Raw genomic sequence first — 21,350 nt, 5'->3', positions numbered from 1 at the left:
ATGAGCCGTGGAACCGTACGACGGCTGTTCGCCGGGCCCGCGCTGGCCGGCCTGGCGGCCGGTCTGCTCGCCGGCTGCGGCATCCGGGCCACCGAGGTGCCGACCGACTTCGGGCCCGCGCCCTCCCGGGTGCGCTGCTCGCTCACCGAGCCGGACGTCACGACGCAGTCCGCGCGCGCGGGCGTGCCGGTGCAGGTGTTCCTGCTGTGCGGTTCGTCGCTGGTGGCCGTGGACCGGTCGGTGCGGGTGCCGGACGGCGCGGCGGACTCCGCGCGGCGCGCACTGGTCGCGCAGGGCCTGCTGGACGAGCTGGCCGAGTCTCCGTCGGCGGCCGAGAAGGAGGCCGGGTACACGACGGACGTGCGCGGCGGGATGACGGTGCACGGGCCGGGCCGCAAGGACCCGGACGACACGCTGCGGCTGAGCACCCCGCCCGGGACCCTGACCTCGTACGCCCTCGCCCAGCTGGTCTGCACGTTCTCCGACTCGGCGGCCGCCGAGGGGGACGGCTCGGTGGTCCTGGGCGGCCCCGGCTCCACCCCGGTGCGCCGCTACGCCTGCACCGACGAGGTCCGCTCCCGCCCCGGCAGCGCCGAGCCCCCCTCGTCGCCGGTCGCCAACGACGGCTGAGCCGCCCGCCCCCGCGTCGGGTGCGGGGCCGGGGCGACGGCACCGGGCGGCCGTGCAGGACGGCGGGCGGCGGGTGTGGCGGACGCCTCATACGGGGGTCCGCGGCCGTCGTCGTCGCAGGTCACCGTCTGCCGGGGAGCGGCGGGACCCGAGTGCGCCGCCGGTGGCGGGAAGTGGTCCGGAACCGATCGTGCCGGGGGGCGCGTCTTGGGGGGCGTGCAGCGTCAAGGCTCCATCGGCGGCAGCGCCGCGATCCGCATCCGCGCGACCGGGATTGTTCTCCTGGCCGCCCACCTCGTGTTCGTCGCCTGGGTCACGCTGCGCCCACTGGACGTCCCCTGGGTACTGCCGGCCAATCTGCATCCGTTCGACGGGATCCGCGCCGACCTGCGGCTGGGCTGGCCCGAGGCGGCCCGGCGGATCGGCGCGGGGCTGGGGCTGCTGGCCCCGCTGGGCGTCCTGCTGCCGCTGGTGCACGGCAGGGTCCGGGTCTCGCCCCTCGCCTCCCTGATCCGCACGGTCACGGCGGGCGCGCTGCTGTCGCTGGGGATCGAGCTGCTGCAGACCGGCGTGCCCGGTCAGGTCGTGGACGTGGACTCCATGCTGCTGAACACCGTGGGCGTGGCCCTCGCCCATGCCGCGGTGGTGCCGGCGGTGCGCGCGCGGCTGCGTCGCAGGGACGGGCACCGGTCGTCCGCGCCGGTCCGCCAGGAGGATGCGGCTCAGGGTCTGACCCCGAGTTTTCCCAGGGTCGGCATCGCCCCATAGAGCGACGCTTCGTCCCCTTCGTCACCGTAGCGTTGACGTCAGATGGAGCAGCCGCAGGGGCCGCCTCCGTCCCCCACTCTCGACTTCGTTCGAGCGGGTGGGGCCCTCATCGCTCACGAAGGAGCCGCAGATGTCCAGCCTCGCCCGCCCCACCAACGGCCGCATGATCGGCGGAGTGTGCGCCGCGCTGGCCCGGCGCTTCGGCACCTCCGCGACCACGATGCGCGTGATCTTCGTGCTCTCCTGTCTGCTGCCGGGCCCGCAGTTCCTGCTCTACATAGCGCTGTGGGTGCTGTTCCCGTCGGAGGACCGGGCGGCCCGCACGGCCTGGTGACAGCCGTTCGCCGCAGGCGCCGTCGGGGCGCACCCGGGAGGACCGGGTGCGCCCCGACGGCGCGGTGCGCGCAGGGGCGGCGGAGCCGCTCAGCCCAGCGGGATGCCGTTGACCGGCAGACCGTGCGTGGGCAGGCCCTGCAGCGGCAGTCCGCCGAGCAGACCGGCGACGGGCGCGGTGGGGCCCCCGGTGAGCAGCTTCTCGGCGACCGGCTGGGCGGCGGTCAGGCCCGCGGCGAGCGCCGGCTGGGCCTGCGTCAGCGCCTGCCCGGCGCCGGGCAGCGCCTGGGCCACGTTCTCCGCCGGCAGCGTCTTGGTGATGCCGTCCAGCGCCTGGGTGGCGTCCGGGACCGCGGGGGCGGCGTTCGCGGCGCCCGCACCGACGGCGGCGAAGGCGGCGCCGAGAGCGGCGACACCGAGGGTCTTGGCAGCAGACTGCTTCATGATGAATGCGTCCTCGAATGGGATACGGGGAACTGAGCGGTTCTCGACCGTAAACACGTGGAGGGGTCGGCGGCAAACATCGAAATGCGGACGGATGGTGAACACCCGCCCGCATTCCGCACCCGGTAAAACCCGGGAATCAGTCTTCCGCGGACACGGAACCCCTGGTGGAGACGGTCTGCTGGAACAGCCATTCGGACTTGAGCTCGGCATATCCGGGCTTGATCACGTCATTGATCATGGCCAGTCGTTCATCGAAAGGAATGAATGCTGACTTCATAGCATTGACGGAGAACCACTGCAGATCGTCGAGCGTGTAGCCGAATGCGTCGACCAGGTGCTCGAATTCCCGGCTCATGCTGGTGGCGGACATCAGTCGGTTGTCGGTGTTGACCGTGGCCCGGAAGTGCAGGCGGCGCAGCAGTCCGATGGGGTGCTCGGCGTAGGACGCGGCGGCGCCGGTCTGGAGGTTGGAGCTGGGGCACAGCTCCAGCGGGACGCGCTTGTCGCGGACGTAGGAGGCGAGCCGGCCGAGCTTCACGCTCCCGTCGGCGGCGACCTCGATGTCGTCGATGATGCGCACACCGTGTCCGAGCCGGTCGGCGCCGCACCACTGCAGGGCCTGCCAGATGGACGGCAGCCCGAAGGCCTCGCCGGCGTGGATGGTGAAGTGGTTGTTCTCGCGCTTGAGGTACTCGAAGGCGTCGAGGTGCCGGGTGGGCGGGAAGCCCGCCTCGGCGCCGGCGATGTCGAAGCCCACGACCCCCTGGTCCCGGTAGCGGTTGGCGAGTTCGGCGATCTCCAGGGCGCGGGCCGCGTGCCGCATCGCGGTGAGCAGCGCGCCGACCCGGATGCGGTGGCCGTTGTCCCGGGCCGTCCGTTCGCCTTCGCGGAAGCCCTCGTTGACGGCCTCGACGACCTCTTCGAGGCTCAGCCCGCCGTCGAGGTGCTGCTCGGGCGCGTACCGCACCTCGGCGTAGACGACGCCGTCCTCGGCGAGGTCCTCGGCGCACTCGCGGGCGACCCGCACGAGTGCCGCGCGGGTCTGCATCACGCCGACGGTGTGCGAAAACGTCTCCAAGTACCGTTCCAGGGAACCGGAGTCGGCGGCCTCCCGGAACCAGACTCCGAGCTTGTCGGCGTCGGTCTCGGGGAGTCGGCCGTACCCGGCGTCCCGGGCGAGGTCGACGATCGTGCCGGGACGCAGCCCGCCGTCGAGGTGGTCGTGCAGCAGAACCTTGGGTGCCCGCCGGATCTGGTCCGAGCTGGGGGCGGTGCCCGACTGGATGCTCTGGCTCGTCATTGGCGCACTCTAACTCCTACGCGCGTAGACGGCGCGCTGTACAACTGCGCCGATATGTAACGGTGACCGCACGGACGGGTGGAGTACATCGGTGCTTCTGACACTGTTCTGTCATGGGACAGGAAGTGACGCCGGTTCGGACGGTCCGGCTGGGGCGGGCGCTCGGCCCGGAGCCGACGGCGGTGAGCGGAGCGGTGCTGCTGCTCCCCGGCGGCGAGGAGGTCTCCAGCCGCAGACCGTCCTCCATGTGGGCCGCCGCCTCCGTCCGGGGCCTCGGGCGCAGGCTCGCGCGGGCCGGACGCGAGGAGGGCCTGGCCGTCCACGCCGTGCACTACCGCTACCGCGGCTGGAACGGCAGCGAGGCGCATCCGGCGGCCGACGCCGGCTGGGCGGCCGACGAAGTGGTCCGGCGCTACGGGGACGTCCCCGTGTGCCTGGCCGGCGTCGGCATGGGCGCCCGGGCGGCGCTGCGCGCGGGCGGTCACGAGGCCGTCGGCTCGGTGCTGGCGATCGCTCCATGGCTGCCGGAGGAGGACTTGGCCGCGCCGCCCGAACCGGTGAAGCAGCTCGCGGGGAGACGGGTGTTGATCGTGCACGGCACGAACGACGGGCGCTGCGACCCGGAGCTGTCGTTCCGCCTCGCCGCGCGGGCGAAGAAGGCCAACCGGGACGTGTGCCGCTTCGAAGTGCACTCCGACGGCCACCGGTTGCACCAGTACCGGAGCGAAGTCCACGCCCTGGCCGAGGACTTCGTCATGGGCACGCTGTTCGGGCGGGCGCTGTCCCGGCCGGTGGTGGACGCGCTGGCGGCGCCGCCGCCGCTGGGGCTGCGGATGCCGCTCGCGGCCGGATTCGGCAGGTCGCTGCGCCGGTGACGGCGCCCCGGCCCCCTCAGGTCGGCAGCAGGTTGCCCCTCCTCGACAGCAGGAACTTCTTGAACGCGGCAACCGGGGGCGTGTCCGGATGGCCGTCCAGCCAGGCGACGCCGATCTCGCGGGCGGCGCGCGGGGCGGTCACGGTCAGTTCCACGACGCCCGGGCGGGCGACGGCGGGCGGCGGCAGCAGCGCCACTCCCAGACCGGCCGCCACCAGTCCCCTCAGCGTCTCGGCCTCCTCGCCCTCGAAGGCGACCCGAGGACGGAAGCCGGCCTCCTTGCAGAGGTCGTCGGTGATGCGGCGCAGGCCGTAGCCGGGCTCCAGGGTCACGAAACTCTCGTCGGCCGCTTCGGCCAGGCGGACTCGTCGGCGGGCGGCGAGACGGTGGTCGGCCGGGACGACCAGGCGCAGCTTCTGTTCGTCGAGCCGGCGGGCGACCAGGTCGGGGGCGTCCGGGACCGGGGAGGTCAGACAGAGGTCCAGCTCGCCCGCCCGCAGCCGCTCGATCATCGCCTCGCCGTAGTTCTGGACGAGGCTGAAGCGCACGCGCGGGTGGTCCGCGCGGAAGGCGTGGATCAGGCCCGGGACGGTCTCCGCGCCCATCGTGTGCAGGAAGCCGAACGCGACCTTGCCGGTGGCCGCGTCGGCGTCGGCCCGCACCTCGTCGGCGGCCCGCTCGACCTCGGCGAGAGCCCGCTCGACGGAGGCGAGGAAGGTGCGGCCCGCGGGGGTGAGGGAGACCGTCCGGCCGCGGCGGGCGAACAGGTCGACGCCGAGATCGTGTTCCAGACGGACCATGGCCCGCGAGAGCGTCGACTGGGGGACGTTCATCTCCTGGGCGGCCCGCGTGACGTGCTCGGTGCGGGCGACCCCGGCGAAGTACGCGAGCCGGGGGGCGAGCAGTCTCGACATGTCCGTCGTGTCTTCTGTGTCACCGGACGGTGACAGCCGAGCCCGTGACCTCTGCTGATGCGCCATGGGAACGATTATGACGATTCCGTGCATTGGACGGATGAGCGGGGGCGTACATAACTTCGAGGCATGTCTCCCGCCAGTACCGGGGCGTCCACGATCGTGGGCGCCGCCTCGTCCGTCCCCGCCGCCTCCCGCGTCGTCGCCTCCTCCGCCGACGGCTCCCGCACGGCCCCCGCCGACTCCCGTATGACCCCCGGCGGCCCCGGTTACCGCCGGATGAGCTTCGCCCTCTTCCTCGCCGGGGTCGCGACGTTCGCCCTGCTCTACTCCACGCAGGCCCTGCTGCCGCTGATCTCCGGCGACTTCGGGGTGCCGGCGAGCCAGGCGAGCTGGACCGTGGCGGCGGCGACCGGCGGACTGGCCCTGTTCGTGCTGCCGATGAGCGCCCTGTCCGAGCGCTACGGCCGCCGCACGGTGATGACGGCCTCGCTGGCGGTCGCGGTGGCCGTGGGCGTGCTGGTCCCCTTCGCCCCCACGCTGGGCGCGCTGGTCGTGCTGCGGGCGGTCCAGGGCGCCGCGCTGGCCGGGCTCCCGGCCTCGGCGACCGCGTATCTCGCCGAGGAGGTCCGGCCGAAGGCGCTGGTCACGGCCATCGGTCTGTTCGTGGCGGGCAACAGCGTCGGCGGGATGAGCGGCCGGGTCATCACCGGCTGGGTCGCGCAGGAGTGGGGCTGGCGGATCGCGGTCGGCGTGATCGGCGCGCTGGCGGTGGCCTGCGCGATCGCCTTCCGGCTGCTGCTGCCCGCGCCGAAGCACTTCAGGACGGGCTCCCTGGCCCCCCGCGTCCTGGCCCGTACCGTGCGCGGCCACCTGGCCGACCCGCTGCTGCGCCGTCTGTACGCGATCGGCGCGCTGTTCATGACCGTCTTCGGCGGCGTGTACACCGTCATCGGCTACCGCCTGACGGAGGCGCCGTTCTCCCTCCCGCAGGGCATCGTGGGCTCCGTCTTCCTGGTGTACCTGGTGGGCACGGTGTCGGCGTCCACCGCGGGCCGGCTGGTCGGCCGGCTGGGCCGCCGGGGCGCGCTGTACCTGGCGGGCGGCACCACGGCCACGGGGCTGCTGCTGTCCCTGGCGGACTCGCTGGCGCCGGTCCTGCTGGGCCTGGTCCTGATCACGGCGGGCTTCTTCGCGGGGCACGCGGTGGCGTCCTCCGCGGTCAGCAAGACGGCGACCACCGGTCGCGCGCAGGCCTCCGCCCTCTACCAGTCCTCGTACTACGTCGGCTCCAGCGTCGGCTCCACGGTGGGGGCGACGGCCTTCCACGCGGGCGGCTGGTCCGGCACGGTCGCCGTGGGCGTCCTGGCGGTGCTCGGCGTCGTGGCGATCACCGCCCTCGGAACCCGCGCGGCGCGGGTCGCCGCCCGACGGGACGTCCTGGTGGCCGCTCGCTGACCGCCTGACCGCCTCCCTGGTCGCGGACGCCGACAGCCCGGTGCGGCTGGACTTCTCGGCGGACTCGGTTCTGGTGCGCGCCGGCCACGGCGACGACGTGGCCGCACAGCGGCTGCCCGCCGCGCTGACCGGCGCGCGGGAGATCACCGTGGCGTTCGGCCCGGCGTATCTGCCGGACGCGCTGACCTCGTTCGGGACGCCGGCGCTGCGGGTGGCGCTGCTGGAGGCGGGGCAGCGGGCGCGGCGGACGGGCCGCAGGTCCACCGGCATCTGCTGATGTCGGTGCGACAGCTGGTCTGACAGCGGCCCACGCACCGTCTTCCACCTGCGCTTTCGTCGACTCGCCGGGCCATTGTCAGTGGGCTGCGGTAGCTTCCGAAGTGCTGGGCGCGAAGACGCGTGACAGGACGGCCACAGGGGTGGGTGGACGATGGGCAACAGCACCGCGACGACGACGGACCTCGACGTCGCACTGGAGAAGCACCGGACCGAGCTGACCGGTTACTGCTACCGCATGCTCGGCTCCTCCTTCGAGGCGGAGGACGCGGTCCAGGACACCCTGGTGCGCGCCTGGCGGAGCTACGACAAGTTCGAGGGCCGCTCCAGTCTGCGCTCCTGGCTGTACCGGATCGCCACGAACGTCTGCCTGGACATGCTGACGGCCGGCAACAAGCGGGCCCGTCCGATGGACCTCACCGAAGCCACCCCGCTCGCCCGGGCCGCGCTCTCGCCCCGCCCCGACAACACCTGGCTGGAGCCGATGCCCGACGCGCGCGTGCTGCCCACGGTGGAGGACCCGGCCGAGGCGGCCGTCGCCAAGGAGTCGGTGCGGCTGGCGTTCATGGCCGCGCTGCAGCAGCTCCCGCCGAAGCAGCGGGCGGTGCTGATCCTGCGGGAGGTGCTGGCGTGGCGGGCGAGCGAGGTCGCCGAGCTCCTCGACACCTCGGTCGCCTCGGTCAACAGCGCGCTCCAGCGGGCCCGGGCGACGCTCGCCGAGCAGAAGGCCTCCGGCGCGGACGCGGCCGTGTCGGACCCGCTGGACGAGGAACAGCAGAAGCTCCTCGAACGCTATATGGCGGCCTTCGAGGGCTACGACATGACCGCGCTGACGGCCCTGCTGCACGAGGACGCCGTCATGACGATGCCGCCGTTCGACCTGTGGCTGACCGGCCATGACGACATCACCGGCTTCATGACCACGTTCGGCTCCGCCTGTGAGGGCTCGCGGCTGCTGCCGGTCCAGGTCAACGGCCTGCCGGGCTTCGCCCAGTACAAGCCGGACCCGGACAAGGGCGGTCACACGCCCTGGGCGATCCAGGTCCTGGAGATCTCAGAGGGACGCCTCACCGGGTTCCACTTCTACCTCGACACCCAGCGCTGGTTCCCCCTCTTCGGCCTCCCCCTCCACCTCGACGGGGATCCCGACGAGGTCGAGCAGGGCGCGTAGCGCGGGGTCGGGGGCGCGCAGCCGTATCCGCCCGCCGGCCCGCCGGGCGGCCAGCTGGAGCCGCGCCAGCAGCTCGACGGCGGCCAGCCCGGGCGGCCCGATGCCGGCGACGTCGCAGACGACGACCCCGGTCTCCTCGCCGGCGAGCAGCGCGAACACGGCGTCGCCCAGCCCGGTCGCCTGTTCTCGGGCGACCGGTCCGGTCAGGGTGAGCACGGGGGGTGTCGTCGCTTCCACGATCGGTAGACCGTGCCCGACGTCTCAATTCATCGCCGCCGAACGGGACTGGCCTACTCGGCGGGGAACTCAGCGGTGTCGATGACCACGTCGAAGGGCGCGGGAAGCTTGAGGGCCTCGCCGAACTTCGCGGTGCTCAGCAGGCGGTAGACGTCGCCCTTCGGTTCTCCGTAGAGCGTCGCGCTCGCGCCTTCGGGGGCCCAGCGGTCGACGAGGAGGTAGAACGGGATGCCCGCCGAGGCGTAGGCGGCAGGCTTGCTGATGCGGTCGTGCCGGGCGTTGGACTTGGACGTGACCTCCACGACCAGCTCCGCCAGTGCGGCCGGGATGTGGGTGTCCGCCTCCGTGTGCTCCCGCACGGGGGCCACCACGAGGTCGGGGATGAGCATGCCCAGACGGGACGGCACGGCGATGGCGAGCGTCTGGAAGATCCCCCAGTTCTCGGGGATCACCGAGTAGAGGCGACGCTGAATGCGTTCAGCGATCACGTTGTGGCGGTACGCGGGAGCAGGTGACACGGTGACGATTCCCTCGATGATCTCCACCTTGCTGCCCTCGGGCCAGTCCATCTCCTCCCAGAACCGGACGAGGTCGTCCCAGCTCTGCTCGGGGTCGTGGCCCACTGTGAGTGCGCTCATGGCGGTCTCCTTGTCGGTGCGTCACCGAGTCCAGCATGCCGAACGGGACCGGCGGCGGTCCACCGATCCCGTTCACCCGCAGGGGGCTGCGACAGCGGCGTCTGTGGCCGCGGGCCAGGTCAGGCGATGCGTTCCAGCACGACCGGGGACGCGGTGAACGCGGTGCCGGGGGCCTCGACGTCGTACGAGCCCTCGACGGCCTGGAGGGCGTAGTCGAAGCGCTCCGGGGTGTCGGTGTGCAGGGTCAGCAGCGGCTGGCCGGCCGTGACCGTGTCGCCGGGCTTGGCGTGCAGCTCGACGCCCGCGCCCGCCTGCACCGGGTCCTCCTTGCGGGCGCGGCCCGCGCCGAGGCGCCAGGCGGCGACGCCGATGTCGTAGGCGTCGAGGCGGGTCAGCACGCCCGAGGACGGGGCCTTGATCACGTGCTGTTCCTTCGAGGTGGGCAGGGCCGCGTCCGGGTCGCCGCCCTGGGCCGCGATCATGCGGCGCCAGACGTCCATGGCCGAGCCGTCGGCCAGGGCCTTCGCCGGGTCGGCGTCCTTCACGCCCGCCGCGTCCAGCATCTCGCGGGCCAGCGCGAGGGTGAGCTCCACGACGTCCGCGGGACCGCCGCCGGCCAGGACCTCGACCGACTCGCGGACCTCCAGGGCGTTGCCCGCGGTCAGACCGAGGGGGGTGGACATGTCCGTCAGCAGCGCGACGGTCCTCACGCCGTGGTCGGTGCCCAGGCCGACCATCGTCGAGGCGAGCTCACGGGCGTCCTCGATGGTCTTCATGAAGGCGCCGGTGCCGACCTTCACGTCCAGGACCAGCGAGCCCGTGCCCTCGGCGATCTTCTTCGACATGATCGACGAGGCGATCAGCGGGATCGCCTCGACCGTGCCGGTGACGTCCCGCAGCGCGTACAGCTTCTTGTCGGCCGGGGCCAGGCCGTCGCCCGCCGCGCAGATCACCGCGCCCGTGCCGTCCAGCACCGAGAGCATCTCCTCGTTGGAGAGCAGCGCGCGCCAGCCGGGGATCGACTCCAGCTTGTCCAGCGTGCCGCCGGTGTGGCCGAGGCCGCGGCCGGAGAGCTGCGGGACGGCCGCACCGCAGGCCGCCACCAGGGGGGCCAGCGGAAGGGTGATCTTGTCGCCGACGCCGCCCGTGGAGTGCTTGTCGGCCGTCGGGCGGGACAGGGAGGAGAACTCCATGCGCTCGCCGGAGGCGATCATCGCGGCGGTCCAGCGGGCGATCTCGCGGCGGTTCATGCCGTTGAGGAGGATGGCCATCGCGAGCGCGGACATCTGCTCGTCGGCGACCTCCCCGCGGGTGTACGCGTCGATGACCCAGTCGATCTGTGCGTCGCTGAGTTCGCCGCGGTCCCGCTTGGTGCGGATGACGGAGATGGCGTCCATGGCCATGGCTTGGCTTCCTTCCGAGGGTTCCAGAAGCCGCACGGCCCCTCGGAGCGAGTCGCTCGGGCAACTCGGAGGGGCCGCACGGGAATTACTTGGTGAGATGGTCCGGGCCGAAGGCCTGGGGCAGCATCTCGGACAGCGGCAGGATGCCCGCCGGGGTCTCCAGCAGCAGGTCGGGCCCCCCGAACTCGTGGAGCAGCTGCCGGCAGCGGCCGCACGGGACGAGGATCTCGCCCCGGCCGTCGACGCACGTGAAGTGCGTCAGCCGGCCGCCGCCGGTTCGCTGCAGCTCCGAGACCAGCCCGCACTCGGCGCACAGGCCGAGGCCGTAGGAGGCGTTCTCGACGTTGCAGCCGGAGACCGTACGGCCGTCGTCGACCAGGGCGGCGACCCCGACGGGGTAGCCCGAGTAGGGGGCGTACGCGTGGGACATGGCCTCGCGGGCCAGCTCGCGCAGCGCCGCCCAGTCGACGTCGGACGACGGGGTCACTTGCCCTGGCCCTTCCGGTAACGCATGCCGTCGGCCTTGGGCATGCGCAGCCGCTGTGCGGACAGCGACAGCACCAGCAGCGTGACGACGTACGGGGTGGCGCCCACGAAGTCGCTGGGGACCTCGTCGGTGAAGAGGTACCAGACCAGGACGAGGGCGGCCACGATGAGGCAGGTCCCGCCCTGCCAGTGCGCCTTCCGGTAGAGCTTCCAGCCGGCCAGTCCGGCGAGGAGCACGACCAGCAGGAGCAGCAGCGCGTGGACGGTCTCGCCGCCGTTGCGCAGTTGCAGCGCGTCGGAGTAGCCGAACAGGCCCGCGCCCATGGCCAGGCCGCCGGGACGCCAGTTGCCGAAGATCATGGCCGCGAGGCCGATGTATCCGCGGCCGCCGGTCTGGCCCTCCAGGTAGGTGTGGGAGGTGACCAGGGCGAGGAACGCGCCGGCGAGGCCGGCGAGGCCGCCGGAGACGGCCACGGCCGCGTACTTGTACTTGTACACGTTGACGCCGAGGGACTCCGCGGCGATCGGGTTCTCGCCGCAGGAGCGCAGCCGCAGGCCGAAGGCGGTGCGCCACAGCAGCCACCAGCTGCCCACGAACAGCACGAGGGCGAAGAGCGTCACCACGGACAGGTTCGTGACCAGGCCGCCGAGGATGCCGGCGATGTCCGAGATCAGGAACCAGTGGTGGTTCTCGACGGACTGCAGACCGTCCGAGAGACCGGGCACGCTGACGTTGGGCAGCGAATCCACGGGCGGGGACTGCTTGGGGTTGCCGCCCGCCTCGGCCGGCTTGCCCTCGGAGAAGAAGATCTTGGCGAGGTACTGGGTGGTGCCGAGCGCGAGCAGGTTGACGGCGACACCGGAGACGATGTGGTCGACGCCGAAGGTGATGGTCGCGACGGCGTGCACCAGACCGCCGAGAACGCCGAAGCCGATGCCGCACAGCAGGCCGAGCCACGGGTTGGACTGCCAGCCGATCCAGCCGGCGCCGAAGGTGCCGAGGATCATCATGCCTTCGAGGCCGATGTTGACCACACCGGACCGCTCGGACCACAGACCGGCCAGGCCGGCCAGGCCGATGGGCACCGCCAGGCCGAGGGCCGCGGAGACCTGGCCGTCAGAGGTCAGCTGATTGGCCCCGGTGATGACGCGGACCGCGGCGACGAGCAGGAGCGCGCCCGCGACGATCATGAGGATCTGGCCGACCGAACGGCCCGACCGGCCGTCCGTCGCGTCCGCCTTGGGCGCCGCGGGGGGCGGCGTGTCGGTCATCGTGGCAGTCATCACGCCACCTCCTGCTTCTGGGTCGGGGCGGCGGCCTGGGCGGCGAGCTCGGCGCCGACCCGCTGCTGCTGACGCTTGAGGCCGTAGCGGCGGACGAGCTCGTAGGCGATGACGACGCACAGGACGATGACGCCCTGGATGACGCCGAGGATTTCCTTGTCGTACCCCTCGAACTCGAGGTGGTTGGTCGTGCGCTCCAGGAAGCCCCAGAGCAGCGCGCCCAGCGCGATCCCGACCGGGTTGTTGCGGCCGAGCAGGGCGATGGCGATGCCGGTGAAGCCGATGCCCGACGGGAAGTCGTTGCTGAACTGGTGGCTGTCGTTGAGCAGGGTCGGCATACCGATCAGACCGGCCACCGCACCCGAGATGACCATGCTGGTGGCGATCATCTTCTTGACGGAGACACCGCTCGCGGCGGCGGCGCTCTCGGACTGGCCGACCGTGCGCAGGTCGAAGCCGAACCGGGTGCGGCCGAGCACGAACCAGTACGCGACGCCGACGAGCACGGCGATGACGACGAAGCCCCACAGCACGCCGGCCGGGCCGGTGTCGATGCTGAAGAAGTACGAGGACTTCGCCAGCGGCTTGGTCGAGATGACCGTGCCGCCGCTCTGCAGTTCGGCGAGCTTCCCCGGCTGCAGCAGGAAGGCGATGATCGCGGTGGCGATCGCGTTGAGCATGATCGTCGAGATGACCTCGCTGACCCCGCGGGTCACCTTGAGGACGCCGGCGATGCCCGCCCACACGGCGCCGGTCGCCATGGCGCACAGGATGATCAGCGGGATGGAGATCCAGCCGGGCGTGGTCAGCGCGCCGCCGAGAACGGCGGCGAAGAACGCGGCGAGCCGGTACTGGCCGTCGACGCCGATGTTGAACAGGTTCATACGGAAGCCGATGGCCACCGAGACGCCTGCCAGGTAGTACGTCGTCGCCTTGTTGAGGATGTAGACCTGGCTGTCGCTGGCGGAGCCGTAGGTCAGCATGTCGCTGAAGGCGGCGCCCGGGTTCTTGCCGGTGGCCAGGATCACCAGGGCCGTCACGACGATCGCGGCGACGAGCGCCAGCAGCGGTGCCGCGATGCCGAGGAGCAGCCGCTCCTTGTCGATCCGCTTGGTCAGCTTGTTCATCGGGCGTCGTCCTCTGCGTGCTCCAGGTGGCCGGTGGCCGCACCCGTCATGGCGGAGCCCAGCTCCTCGGGGGTGATCGTCGCGGGGTCGGCGTCCGCGACCAGCCGGCCGCGGTACATCACCCGCAGGGTGTCGGAGAGCCCGATGAGCTCGTCCAGGTCCGCGGAGATCAGCAGCACGGCCAGGCCCTCGCGGCGGGCCTCGCGGATGTGGTCCCAGATGGCGGCCTGTGCGCCGACGTCCACACCGCGGGTGGGGTGGGCGGCGATGAGGAGTTTGGGGGCATGGCTCATCTCGCGGCCGACGATGAGCTTCTGCTGGTTGCCGCCGGAGAGCGAGGCGGCGGTCACGTCGATGCCGGGCGTGCGGACGTCGTACGCCTGGACGATGCGCTCGGTGTCGGTGCGGGCGGCCCCGATGTCGAGCAGCTGGCCGTGGGAGTTCGGCCTCTCGGTGACGTGGCCGAGGATGCGGTTCTCCCACAGCGGCGCTTCGAGGAGCAGGCCGTGGCGGTGGCGGTCCTCGGGGATGTAGCCCACGCCTGCCTCGCGGCGGCGGCGGGTGGGGACGTGCGAGATGTCGGCGCCGTCGAGGGTGATGACGCCCGCGTCCGGGTCGCGGATGCCCATGATCGCCTCGACCAGCTCGGACTGGCCGTTGCCCTCCACGCCGGCGATGCCGAGGACCTCGCCCTTGTGGATGGTGAAGGAGATCGCGTCGAGGATGATCCGCTCGACGCCGTCGAGGTCGGTCTGGGTCAGGTGCAGCCCGTCCAGCTTCAGCAGCGGGACGTCGGTGACCGTGGACTCCTCTGTCTCCGGCGTGGGCAGTTCGCTGCCGACCATCAGCTCGGCGAGCTGCTTGGGGGTGGTGCCCGCCGGCTCGACCGTGCCGACGGTCGTGCCGCGCCGGATGACGGTGATCTCGTCGGCGACGGACAGCACCTCGCCCAGCTTGTGGGAGATGAAGATGACCGTGAGGCCCTCGGCCTTCAGCTCGCGCAGGTTGTCGAAGAGGGCGTCGACCTCCTGCGGCACGAGGACGGCGGTGGGCTCGTCGAGGATGAGCGTCTTCGCGCCGCGGTAGAGAACCTTGAGGATCTCCACGCGCTGGCGGTCGGCCACGCCGAGCTCCTCGAGGAGCACGTCGGGCCGGACGTTCAGCCCGTAGGCCTCGGAGATCTCCCTGATCTTCGTACGGGCCTTGGCGCCGATGCCGTGGAGCTTCTCCGCGCCGAGGACGACGTTCTCCAGGACGGTGAGGTTGTCGGCGAGCATGAAGTGCTGGTGCACCATGCCGATGCCGCGGGCGATGGCGTCGGCGGGGTTGCTGAAGGCGACCCGCTCGCCGTTCACCGTGATGGTGCCCTCGTCCGGCTGCTGCATGCCGTAGAGGATCTTCATCAGGGTGGACTTGCCGGCGCCGTTCTCGCCGCACAGGGCATGGACGGTGCCCGTGCGCACGGTGATGTCGATGTCGCGGTTGGCGACGACGCCGGGGAATCGCTTGGTGATGCCGCGCAGTTCGACGGCAGCGGGAGGGCTGGACGCGTTGATGGCGCACTCTCCTCGGGGAAAAGGGGCTGCGTAGGGGAGGGCAGGCGTCGGCGACGCTAGCGCGGCAACTCCGTGCTACACGCGTAGAGTTGACACATTGTTATGGCTCGACGAGGGGGGCTCTCATACACCCCCCTCATCGAGCCGGGGTACGGCGGGGACCGTCAGATCACGGGGTGGTCTTGACCGTGATCGTGCCGTCGACGATCTTCTTCTTGGCGGCGTCCAGCTGGGTCTTGATGTCGTCGATGAAGCCACCGCTGGTGGCGAGCGAGACACCGTTCTTGGCGAGCGTGTAGTTGTTCTGGCCCGTCAGCGGCTTGCCGTCGTGGACGGACTTGATGAAGTCGTAGACGCCGACGTCGACGTTCTTGACCATCGAGGTCAGGATCGCGTTCTTGTACTTGGCCAGACCCGGGATGTTGTACTGGTCGGAGTCCACACCGATGGCCCAGGCGCCCTTGGTGCCGGCGACGGCCTCGATGGCGCCGTTGCCGGAGGAACCGGCCGCCGTGTAGACGACGTCGGCGCCGTTGTCGAGCATGCCGGACGCGGCCTCCTTGCCCTTGTCGGGGCTGGAGAAGCCGGACAGGTCGGAGCCGTGGGTCAGGTACTGGACGTCGACCTTGACCTTCGGGTTGGTGTCCTTGACGCCCTGGGCGTAGCCCGCCTCGAACTTCTTGATCAGCGGGGTGTCCACGCCGCCGATGAAGCCGACGTGGTTCTTCTTGGTCTTCAGCGCCGCGGCGACGCCGGCCAGGTAGGAACCCTGCTCCTCGGTGAAGGTGATGCTGTCGACGTTCTTGGCGTCCACCACCGAGTCGACGATGCCGAAGCTGGTCTTCGGGAACTTCGCGGCGACCTTGGTCATCGACGCGGCGTAGGAGAAGCCGACGCCGACGACGGGGTTGTAACCGGCCTGTGCCAGGTCGGTCAGGCGCTGCTCGCGGTCGGCCTCGGTGTCGGAGTTCTTGGCGGTCAGCTCCTTGGTCGAGCCGCCGAACTCGGACTTGGCCTTGTCGGCGCCGCGCGCGGCGGAGTCGTTGAAGGATCGGTCACCACGGCCGCCGACGTCGAAGGCGAGACCGATCTTGACACCCGAGCCGCTGCCCGCGGAGGCGGAGGACGAGCTGCTGCTGTCGGAGGAGGTGCTGCCACATGCTGTGGCAGTCACTGCGAGAGCTGCGGTCGCGATACACGCAGCAGAAAGCTTGGCTACCCGGCGCACGGGAAGGCTCCTTCACCTGACCTGAGCGCCTCGTCGGCGCTTGATGTGAGCACCATGCCGGTGCTCGAGCCGGACGCCCTGTCGGCGTCGGCTTCGCGGCATCGTAACGCGCGTAGATGTCAGAAAAACACCCCTCGCGGCGCCGTTATCGATTCGAGGCGAACACCGTCTGAACTCGGCCCCTTACAGCTGTGCGGAGTTGATTTCGAACCGGGGACGAATGGCTTACAACAGTGTTGCGCCAGACGGCGGAACGGCCTACGAACCGTCCCGCCGCCGTCCGCTCACCTGCCCGCCGCGTCCAGCAGGGCCGCCGCCGTGAAGAGCTCCACACCGGCGGTGATCGCCGACTCGTCCGCGTCGAAGTCGCCCTGGTGCAGGTCGCGGACGGTGCGCTCGCCGGGCGTGCGGACCCCGAGGCGGGCCATCGCGCCGGGCACCCGCTCCAGGTACCAGGAGAAGTCCTCGCCGCCCAGGCTCTGCTCGGTGCCCTCGACGGCCGTCTCGCCGCGCCGGGCGACCATGGCGTCCCGCAGCAGCTCGGTGACGTCGGCGTCGTTGACGACCGGGGGGACGCCCCGCACGTAGTTGATCTCGGACTTGGCGCGGTGCAGGTTGGCGACCTCGTCGATGGCCGCGACGACGATGTCCGGGGCCTGCCGCCACGCGTCGATGTCCAGGCAGCGGACGGTGCCGGACAGCTCGGCGTGCTGCGGGATCACGTTGGGCGCGTGGCCGCTCTCGATGCGGCCCCAGGTGACCGCGAGCCCGGCGCGGGTGTCGACCCGCCGCCCGACCAGCGCGGGCACGTCGGTGACCACGCGGGCGGCCGCCGTGACCAAGTCGGTGGTGAGGTGGGGGCGGGCGGTGTGTCCGCCGGGCCCGTCCAGGGAGATCTCCAGCCGGTCGCAGGCGGAGGTGATCGCGCCCTGGCGCAGACCGATCCGGCCCGCGTCGACCCGGGGGTCGCAGTGCACGGCGATGATCCGTCCGACGCCGTCCAGCGCGCCGTCCTCGATGGCGTCGGCGGCGCCGCCGGGCAGCACCTCCTCGGCGGGCTGGAAGATCAGCCGCACCGGGCGCGGGAGCAGGCCCTGGCGGTGCAGCTCGGCCAGGACCAGCCCGGCGCCGAGGACGACGGTGGTGTGCACGTCGTGGCCGCAGGCGTGCGCGCGGTCGGGCACGGTGGACCGGTAGGCGCACTCGGTCTTGGTGTCCGGGATGGGCAGCGCGTCGATGTCGGCGCGCATGGCCAGGACGGGGGTGCCGCCGGCCGCGCCCACGGTCCCGATGTCGCAGATGAGGCCGGTCCCGACGGCGAGTACGCGTGGTTCGAGCCCCGCCTTCTCCAGGCGGGCCTTGATCGCGGCCGTCGTACGGAACTCCTGGTTGCCCAGCTCAGGGTGCATGTGCAGGTCGCGGCGGAAGGCCACCAGCTCTGCGCGCAGCGCCTCCGGCAGGACGCCGGGGAGGGTGTCTTCCCCTGAAGGATCGGCCTCGGACTCTCGGGACATCAGTTGCTTCACCCTCTGAAGGGTAGGACGCCGAAGCGGTCGACCGACCTACGATCAACAAAACTTCAACCCGTCAGGCGAAGAAAAGTCGGCCGCGCGGCGCATGGCTGCTGTGGGGGGTGGGTAAACTCCGCCGATTTCGGTTCGGCTCCCACACTTCTTCCTTCCTCTCACGGATACCACGGACCGCTCGAGGCACGCCGTGCCTGTCCACGTTCCGGGATCGATCCCGGAATCATCGCCTGCGCGCGGTCGTCCCGCCACGCGGAGCGACGCAGGGGCGGGGCGCCGGGACCGCTCCGGGCGCCCGCCGACGTGATCCACCGTCCACCCGCGCGGGTGAGGGCTCAGGCCGGGTTCACCGCCGTCAGTCCGTGCGCGGCACGGGCCGTTCCCGTCACCCCCGCCAGGAAGCCCCGCGCCCGCGGTGAGGCGCCGGCGGTCAGCCAGGCCGGGTCGATGTCGCAGACCGTGACGCGGACGTCCGTCCCGGACAGGGCCAGGGGCAGGGTGTGGACGACCGTGGACGGGAAGCTGAGGACCGTACGGCCTGTCGGGCCCCGGCGGGCGATCAGTTCCAGCGGGAGCTCGGGGCGCACGACCTGCAGTCCGGTCTCGACGGCCAGCCGGTGGAGTTTCTCCGCGCTCTCGCGGCGGTGGGCGAAGTAGCGCGTGACGCCGTGGGCGCGGGCCAGGGTCCGCACGGCCTCCAGATAGCGGTCGGCGTCCACCACCCCCGTCTCGACCAGCGAGGTGCCCACCATGTCCGCGCCCTTCGTGACGCGCGGCGGGCCGAAGCGGTCCCGGGTCCAGACGAAGCGGTTGGCCGTCAGGACGACGCCGTCCGGGGCGTCCGTGATCGGCATCGCGGAGAACACCTCGACGCCGTGGTCCGGACCGGGCGTGAGGCGGCGGCGGGCCACCCCGGAGACCGGGGCGAAGAGCAGGTCGCGGGGGCTCGTCCGGCTGCCCTTGCGATGCCAGCGCACCAGTCGTTCGCCGCGGGCCAGCTGGCCGACGAACTCCATCGTCGCCGTGCCGTCGTCCACCACGACGAGCTCACGCGCCCGGGTGAGGGTCAGCAGCAGTTGGACGTAGCGGGAGAACGGGTCGCCCATCACCATCCGTTCCGCGCGCCGCAGCAGCCCGGTGAGGCTGCCGACGGTGCGGAAGGGGGCCGTGGCGCCGTCGCGGGCCTCCTCCCAGCGGACGGTGTGCCCTTCCCGGCGGGCCAGCTCGGCCATCCGGCGCAGCTGGCCGCGGGTCATCGGGTCGTTCGGGGACAGGACGACGAGGGTGAGCCCTGCGCCGGGCTCCCGCCGCCCGTGGAGCAGCCGGGAGTGCGCCCACTCCAGGACGTTCAGGAGCTGCACCGGGCTCTCCACGAAGGCGAGGGTGTGGGGGGTGGGGCCGGTGTTCTTCCCGGCGCGAGGACTCATCGTCGTACGACCATCCCGTGGGGCACTCGGAGGGGCACGCAGGTCACACCGCGAGCGGCTCGCCCGCCGCCGCCGCGATCTCCGCCTCCGCGACGACGCCCGGGACGCGGCGCAGCTTGCGCATCGGGCCGAGCTCGGAGTCGTAGACCTTCTTCACGCCGTCGCCGAGGGAGGCCTCGATGGTGCGGATGTCGCGGACGAGGCGGGTCAGGCCGCCCGGCTCCACGGAGGCCGCCTGGTCGGAGCCCCACATCGCGCGGTCGAGGGTGATGTGGCGCTCGACGAAGACCGCGCCGAGGGCGACGGCGGCCAGGGAGGTCTGCAACCCGGTCTCGTGGCCGGAGTAGCCGATCGGGACGTTGGGGTACTCCCGCTCCAGCGTGTTGATCACACGGAGGTTGAGCTCCTCGGCCCTGGCCGGGTAGGTCGAGGTGGCGTGGCACAGGAGGATGTTGTCCGAGCCGAGGACCTCGACCGCGTGGCGGATCTGCCGCGGGGTCGACATGCCGGTGGACAGGACGACGGTCCGGCCGGTGCCGCGCAGGGCGCGCAGCAGTGCGTCGTCGGTCAGCGACGCGGAGGCCACCTTGTGCGCGGGCACGTCGAACTTCTCCAGGAAGGCGACCGCCTCGGTGTCCCAGGGCGACGCGAACCAGGCGATGTCCTTCTCCTTGCAGTACGCGTCGATCCGGCGGTACTCGTCCTCGCCGAACTCGACGCGGTGGCGGTAGTCGATGTACGTCATCCGGCCCCAGGGCGTGTCGCGCTCGACGTCCCACTGGTCGCGCGGGGTGCAGATCTCGGGCGTGCGCTTCTGGAACTTGACGGCGTCGCAGCCTGCCTCGGCGGCCGCGTCGATCAGCCTGAGGGCGGTGTCGAGGTCGCCGTTGTGGTTGATGCCGATCTCGCCGGTGACGTAGACGGGGTGGCCGGGGCCGACGGGGCGCGTGCCCAGGAGGCGCAGGCGGGCGTTGATGCGGGTGGCGGCGTTGTCGCTGGTGCTCATGGCGGAACGTTCCTTACTGGGGGAGGGTGTCGAGGGAGGGGCCGAGGATCCAGCCGGCGATCTCCCGGATCGCGCCGTCGCCGCCGGGCAGGGCGGTGACCGCGCGGGCGGCGCCGCGTACGACGTCGTGGGCGCTCGCGACGGCCACCGGCCAGCCGACGAGCGCGAAGCAGGGAAGGTCGTTGACGTCGTTGCCGACGTAGAGCACGCGCTCCGGTGCGACGCCCTGTTCCTCGCACCACTGCTTCAGCGCGAGGTCCTTGCGGTCGACGCCGTGCAGGACCGGGAGTTCGAGCTTGCGGGCGCGGGCGGCGACGACCGGGTTGCGTTCGGTGGACAGGATCAGCATCCGCAGCCCGGACCGGCGCAGGGCGGCGATGCCGAGGCCGTCGCCGCGGTGGACGGAGACGAACTCGCGTCCGTCGGAGTCGATCAGCACCCGGTCGTCGGTCTGGGTGCCGTCGAAGTCGAGCACGACGGCGTCGACGTCGTCGGCGGTGGGCAGGGAGCCGGGGAGGTCGGCGTCGAGGAGCGGGGCGAGGGCGCGGGCGCGGGCGAGGTCGTGCGGGTCGTCGATCTCCAGGACGCGGGCGGGGTCGGTGCGGACGAGTTCGGTGCGGCCGAAGAAGCGGTGTCCGTGTCTGCGGAAGCCTGCCGCGTCCATCGCGTAGGCGGCGCCGGTCTCCAGGTAGTCCTGGGGGCGGTCCTGGCGGCGCGGCCGGAAGGACCGGTCGTGGTTGACGCCGGAGCCGCCCTCGCCCGCCTCGTCGGAGCGGCGCCAGAGGAAGCCGTGGAAGGGGGCCACCGTGACGGCCGTGTCGGCGCCCTGTTCGACGACGGCCCCGGCGACGCCGTCGACGTCCTCGCGGGCGAGGAAGGGGCTCGTGCACTGGACGAGCACGACGACGTCCACCGGGGAGCCGCGCAGGGCCTCGTGGGCGTCCAGGGCGTGCAGGACGGCGGCCTCCGAGGTCGCCGTGTCCCCGGCGATGGCGGCCGGGCGCAGCACGACCTCTGCGCCCGCCTCGCGGGCCGCCGCCGCGATGGCGTGGTCGTCGGTGGACACGACCACGTCCGTGACGAGCCGGCTGGCCCGGCACTCGCGGACCGCGCGGGCGACCAGCGGGACGCCGCCCACCGGCGCGAGGTTCTTCGCGGGCACGCCCTTGGAGCCCCCGCGCGCGGGGATCACGGCGAGAACGCGGCGCACGCCGGCTGCTGAGTCGGGCATGGGCACGTCTCCTGGAGAGGTCGCGGGGAA

Annotated in this window: 21 protein-coding genes and 1 pseudogene; 7 read left to right on the top strand and 15 right to left on the bottom strand. The window is 72.0% G+C overall.

Annotated features, from left to right (window positions below; translation table 11 throughout):
* The 3 genes from BG482_RS22385 (at position 1) to BG482_RS22375 (ending at position 1,732) form a co-directional block, all read left to right on the top strand.
* Positions 1-630: a hypothetical protein gene (locus tag BG482_RS22385; RefSeq protein WP_069770869.1), complete on the top strand. Its 630-nt coding sequence runs from the start codon at positions 1-3 to the stop codon at positions 628-630.
* Positions 631-846: 216 nt separating this feature from the next.
* Entirely contained in the window at positions 847-1,398 is a 552-nt protein-coding gene (locus tag BG482_RS22380) for a VanZ family protein (protein WP_069770868.1), read from the top strand.
* A gap of 130 nt (positions 1,399-1,528) precedes the next feature.
* Positions 1,529-1,732 (top strand): PspC domain-containing protein, encoded by a 204-nt coding sequence (locus BG482_RS22375; protein ID WP_069770867.1) that lies wholly within the window; start codon positions 1,529-1,531, stop codon positions 1,730-1,732.
* Positions 1,733-1,821: 89 nt separating this feature from the next.
* Here BG482_RS22375 and BG482_RS22370 read toward each other — a convergent pair whose 3' ends face one another.
* Together BG482_RS22370 and BG482_RS22365 are read right to left on the bottom strand one after the other, a co-directional pair.
* On the bottom strand, positions 1,822-2,175 hold the full coding sequence (locus BG482_RS22370) for an ATP-binding protein (protein WP_069770866.1): 354 nt from the start codon (positions 2,173-2,175) through the stop codon (positions 1,822-1,824).
* Between the two features lie 139 nt (positions 2,176-2,314).
* A complete protein-coding gene (locus BG482_RS22365) occupies positions 2,315-3,478 on the bottom strand; it encodes an adenosine deaminase (protein WP_069770865.1) in 1,164 nt (387 codons plus the stop codon).
* Between the two features lie 113 nt (positions 3,479-3,591).
* Here BG482_RS22365 and BG482_RS22360 point away from each other — a divergent pair, with 113 nt between their 5' ends.
* On the top strand, positions 3,592-4,353 hold the full coding sequence (locus BG482_RS22360; RefSeq protein ID WP_069770864.1) for a dienelactone hydrolase: 762 nt from the start codon (positions 3,592-3,594) through the stop codon (positions 4,351-4,353).
* 16 nt (positions 4,354-4,369) lie between these two features.
* Here BG482_RS22360 and BG482_RS22355 read toward each other — a convergent pair whose 3' ends face one another.
* The gene (locus BG482_RS22355; protein WP_079142029.1) at positions 4,370-5,332 is read right to left on the bottom strand and encodes a LysR family transcriptional regulator; all 963 of its coding nucleotides are present in this window, start codon (positions 5,330-5,332) and stop codon (positions 4,370-4,372) included.
* 63 nt (positions 5,333-5,395) lie between these two features.
* Between BG482_RS22355 and BG482_RS22350 the strand changes: the two genes are divergently transcribed.
* The 3 genes and pseudogenes from BG482_RS22350 to BG482_RS22340 all read left to right on the top strand — a co-directional run bounded on the left by BG482_RS22350 (position 5,396) and on the right by BG482_RS22340 (position 8,171).
* On the top strand, positions 5,396-6,724 hold the full coding sequence (locus BG482_RS22350; RefSeq protein ID WP_069770862.1) for an MFS transporter: 1,329 nt from the start codon (positions 5,396-5,398) through the stop codon (positions 6,722-6,724).
* Between the two features lie 13 nt (positions 6,725-6,737).
* Positions 6,738-7,024: pseudogene (locus tag BG482_RS22345) on the top strand (DNA polymerase III subunit beta); the annotation flags it as partial.
* 130 nt (positions 7,025-7,154) lie between these two features.
* Positions 7,155-8,171, top strand: coding sequence for a sigma-70 family RNA polymerase sigma factor (locus BG482_RS22340; protein WP_069770860.1), 1,017 nt, complete (start codon positions 7,155-7,157; stop codon positions 8,169-8,171).
* Here BG482_RS22340 and BG482_RS41300 read toward each other — a convergent pair.
* From BG482_RS41300 to BG482_RS22285, 12 genes are all read right to left on the bottom strand, one after another.
* Positions 8,055-8,408, bottom strand: a complete 354-nt coding sequence (locus BG482_RS41300) for an STAS domain-containing protein (RefSeq protein WP_141746651.1) — start codon at positions 8,406-8,408, stop codon at positions 8,055-8,057. The two genes, BG482_RS22340 and BG482_RS41300, sit on opposite strands and share 117 nt — an antisense overlap.
* Before the next feature lie 53 nt (positions 8,409-8,461).
* Complete coding sequence (locus BG482_RS22335) at positions 8,462-9,046, bottom strand: Uma2 family endonuclease (RefSeq protein ID WP_069770859.1); 585 nt, start codon at positions 9,044-9,046, stop codon at positions 8,462-8,464.
* A 119-nt stretch (positions 9,047-9,165) separates the two neighbouring features.
* Positions 9,166-10,449 (bottom strand): thymidine phosphorylase, encoded by a 1,284-nt coding sequence (locus tag BG482_RS22330; RefSeq protein ID WP_069770858.1) that lies wholly within the window; start codon positions 10,447-10,449, stop codon positions 9,166-9,168.
* Positions 10,450-10,534: 85 nt separating this feature from the next.
* Positions 10,535-10,936, bottom strand: a complete 402-nt coding sequence (locus BG482_RS22325; RefSeq protein WP_079142027.1) for a cytidine deaminase — start codon at positions 10,934-10,936, stop codon at positions 10,535-10,537.
* Positions 10,933-12,219, bottom strand: coding sequence for an ABC transporter permease (locus tag BG482_RS22320; RefSeq protein WP_069770857.1), 1,287 nt, complete (start codon positions 12,217-12,219; stop codon positions 10,933-10,935). The genes BG482_RS22325 and BG482_RS22320 overlap by 4 nt, the downstream gene beginning before the upstream one ends.
* Positions 12,219-13,346 (bottom strand): ABC transporter permease, encoded by a 1,128-nt coding sequence (locus BG482_RS22315; RefSeq protein ID WP_069770856.1) that lies wholly within the window; start codon positions 13,344-13,346, stop codon positions 12,219-12,221. Before BG482_RS22315 ends, BG482_RS22320 begins: the two co-directional genes overlap by 1 nt.
* Complete coding sequence (locus BG482_RS22310) at positions 13,343-14,869, bottom strand: ABC transporter ATP-binding protein (RefSeq protein ID WP_256096451.1); 1,527 nt, start codon at positions 14,867-14,869, stop codon at positions 13,343-13,345. Before BG482_RS22310 ends, BG482_RS22315 begins: the two co-directional genes overlap by 4 nt.
* Before the next feature lie 202 nt (positions 14,870-15,071).
* A complete protein-coding gene (locus BG482_RS22305; protein ID WP_069770855.1) occupies positions 15,072-16,130 on the bottom strand; it encodes a BMP family protein in 1,059 nt (352 codons plus the stop codon).
* A 284-nt stretch (positions 16,131-16,414) separates the two neighbouring features.
* Positions 16,415-17,644 (bottom strand): M20 family metallopeptidase, encoded by a 1,230-nt coding sequence (locus BG482_RS22300; protein WP_069770854.1) that lies wholly within the window; start codon positions 17,642-17,644, stop codon positions 16,415-16,417.
* Positions 17,645-17,991: 347 nt separating this feature from the next.
* Positions 17,992-19,083, bottom strand: a complete 1,092-nt coding sequence (locus BG482_RS22295) for a hypothetical protein (protein WP_069770853.1) — start codon at positions 19,081-19,083, stop codon at positions 17,992-17,994.
* 43 nt (positions 19,084-19,126) lie between these two features.
* A complete protein-coding gene (locus BG482_RS22290; protein WP_069770852.1) occupies positions 19,127-20,089 on the bottom strand; it encodes an N-acetylneuraminate synthase family protein in 963 nt (320 codons plus the stop codon).
* 13 nt (positions 20,090-20,102) lie between these two features.
* Positions 20,103-21,320 (bottom strand): acylneuraminate cytidylyltransferase, encoded by a 1,218-nt coding sequence (locus BG482_RS22285; RefSeq protein WP_069770851.1) that lies wholly within the window; start codon positions 21,318-21,320, stop codon positions 20,103-20,105.
* Positions 21,321-21,350: the final 30 nt, after the last annotated feature.

Source organism: Streptomyces sp. LUP30, assembly GCF_001746365.1.
Lineage (GTDB): Bacteria > Actinomycetota > Actinomycetes > Streptomycetales > Streptomycetaceae > Streptomyces.
This window is presented reverse-complemented; position numbering and strand designations above follow the sequence as displayed.

Excerpts from the sequence above, each read along its gene's own strand:
- BG482_RS22365 (WP_069770865.1), bottom strand. The coding sequence starts at position 3,478 with ATGACGAGCCAGAGCATCCAGTCGGGCACCGCCCCCAGCTCGGACCAG.
- BG482_RS22320 (WP_069770857.1), bottom strand. The coding sequence starts at position 12,219 with ATGACTGCCACGATGACCGACACGCCGCCCCCCGCGGCGCCCAAGGCG.
- BG482_RS22300 (WP_069770854.1), bottom strand. The coding sequence starts at position 17,644 with ATGTCCCGAGAGTCCGAGGCCGATCCTTCAGGGGAAGACACCCTCCCC.
- BG482_RS22330 (WP_069770858.1), bottom strand. The coding sequence starts at position 10,449 with ATGGCCATGGACGCCATCTCCGTCATCCGCACCAAGCGGGACCGCGGC.
- BG482_RS22370 (WP_069770866.1), bottom strand. The coding sequence starts at position 2,175 with ATGAAGCAGTCTGCTGCCAAGACCCTCGGTGTCGCCGCTCTCGGCGCC.
- BG482_RS22350 (WP_069770862.1), top strand. The coding sequence starts at position 5,396 with ATGTCTCCCGCCAGTACCGGGGCGTCCACGATCGTGGGCGCCGCCTCG.
- BG482_RS22375 (WP_069770867.1), top strand. The coding sequence starts at position 1,529 with ATGTCCAGCCTCGCCCGCCCCACCAACGGCCGCATGATCGGCGGAGTG.
- BG482_RS22360 (WP_069770864.1), top strand. The coding sequence starts at position 3,592 with ATGGGACAGGAAGTGACGCCGGTTCGGACGGTCCGGCTGGGGCGGGCG.
- BG482_RS22295 (WP_069770853.1), bottom strand. The coding sequence starts at position 19,083 with ATGAGTCCTCGCGCCGGGAAGAACACCGGCCCCACCCCCCACACCCTC.
- BG482_RS22315 (WP_069770856.1), bottom strand. The coding sequence starts at position 13,346 with ATGAACAAGCTGACCAAGCGGATCGACAAGGAGCGGCTGCTCCTCGGC.
- BG482_RS22285 (WP_069770851.1), bottom strand. The coding sequence starts at position 21,320 with ATGCCCGACTCAGCAGCCGGCGTGCGCCGCGTTCTCGCCGTGATCCCC.
- BG482_RS22335 (WP_069770859.1), bottom strand. The coding sequence starts at position 9,046 with ATGAGCGCACTCACAGTGGGCCACGACCCCGAGCAGAGCTGGGACGAC.
- BG482_RS22355 (WP_079142029.1), bottom strand. The coding sequence starts at position 5,332 with ATGGCGCATCAGCAGAGGTCACGGGCTCGGCTGTCACCGTCCGGTGAC.
- BG482_RS22290 (WP_069770852.1), bottom strand. The coding sequence starts at position 20,089 with ATGAGCACCAGCGACAACGCCGCCACCCGCATCAACGCCCGCCTGCGC.
- BG482_RS22385 (WP_069770869.1), top strand. The coding sequence starts at position 1 with ATGAGCCGTGGAACCGTACGACGGCTGTTCGCCGGGCCCGCGCTGGCC.
- BG482_RS22340 (WP_069770860.1), top strand. The coding sequence starts at position 7,155 with ATGGGCAACAGCACCGCGACGACGACGGACCTCGACGTCGCACTGGAG.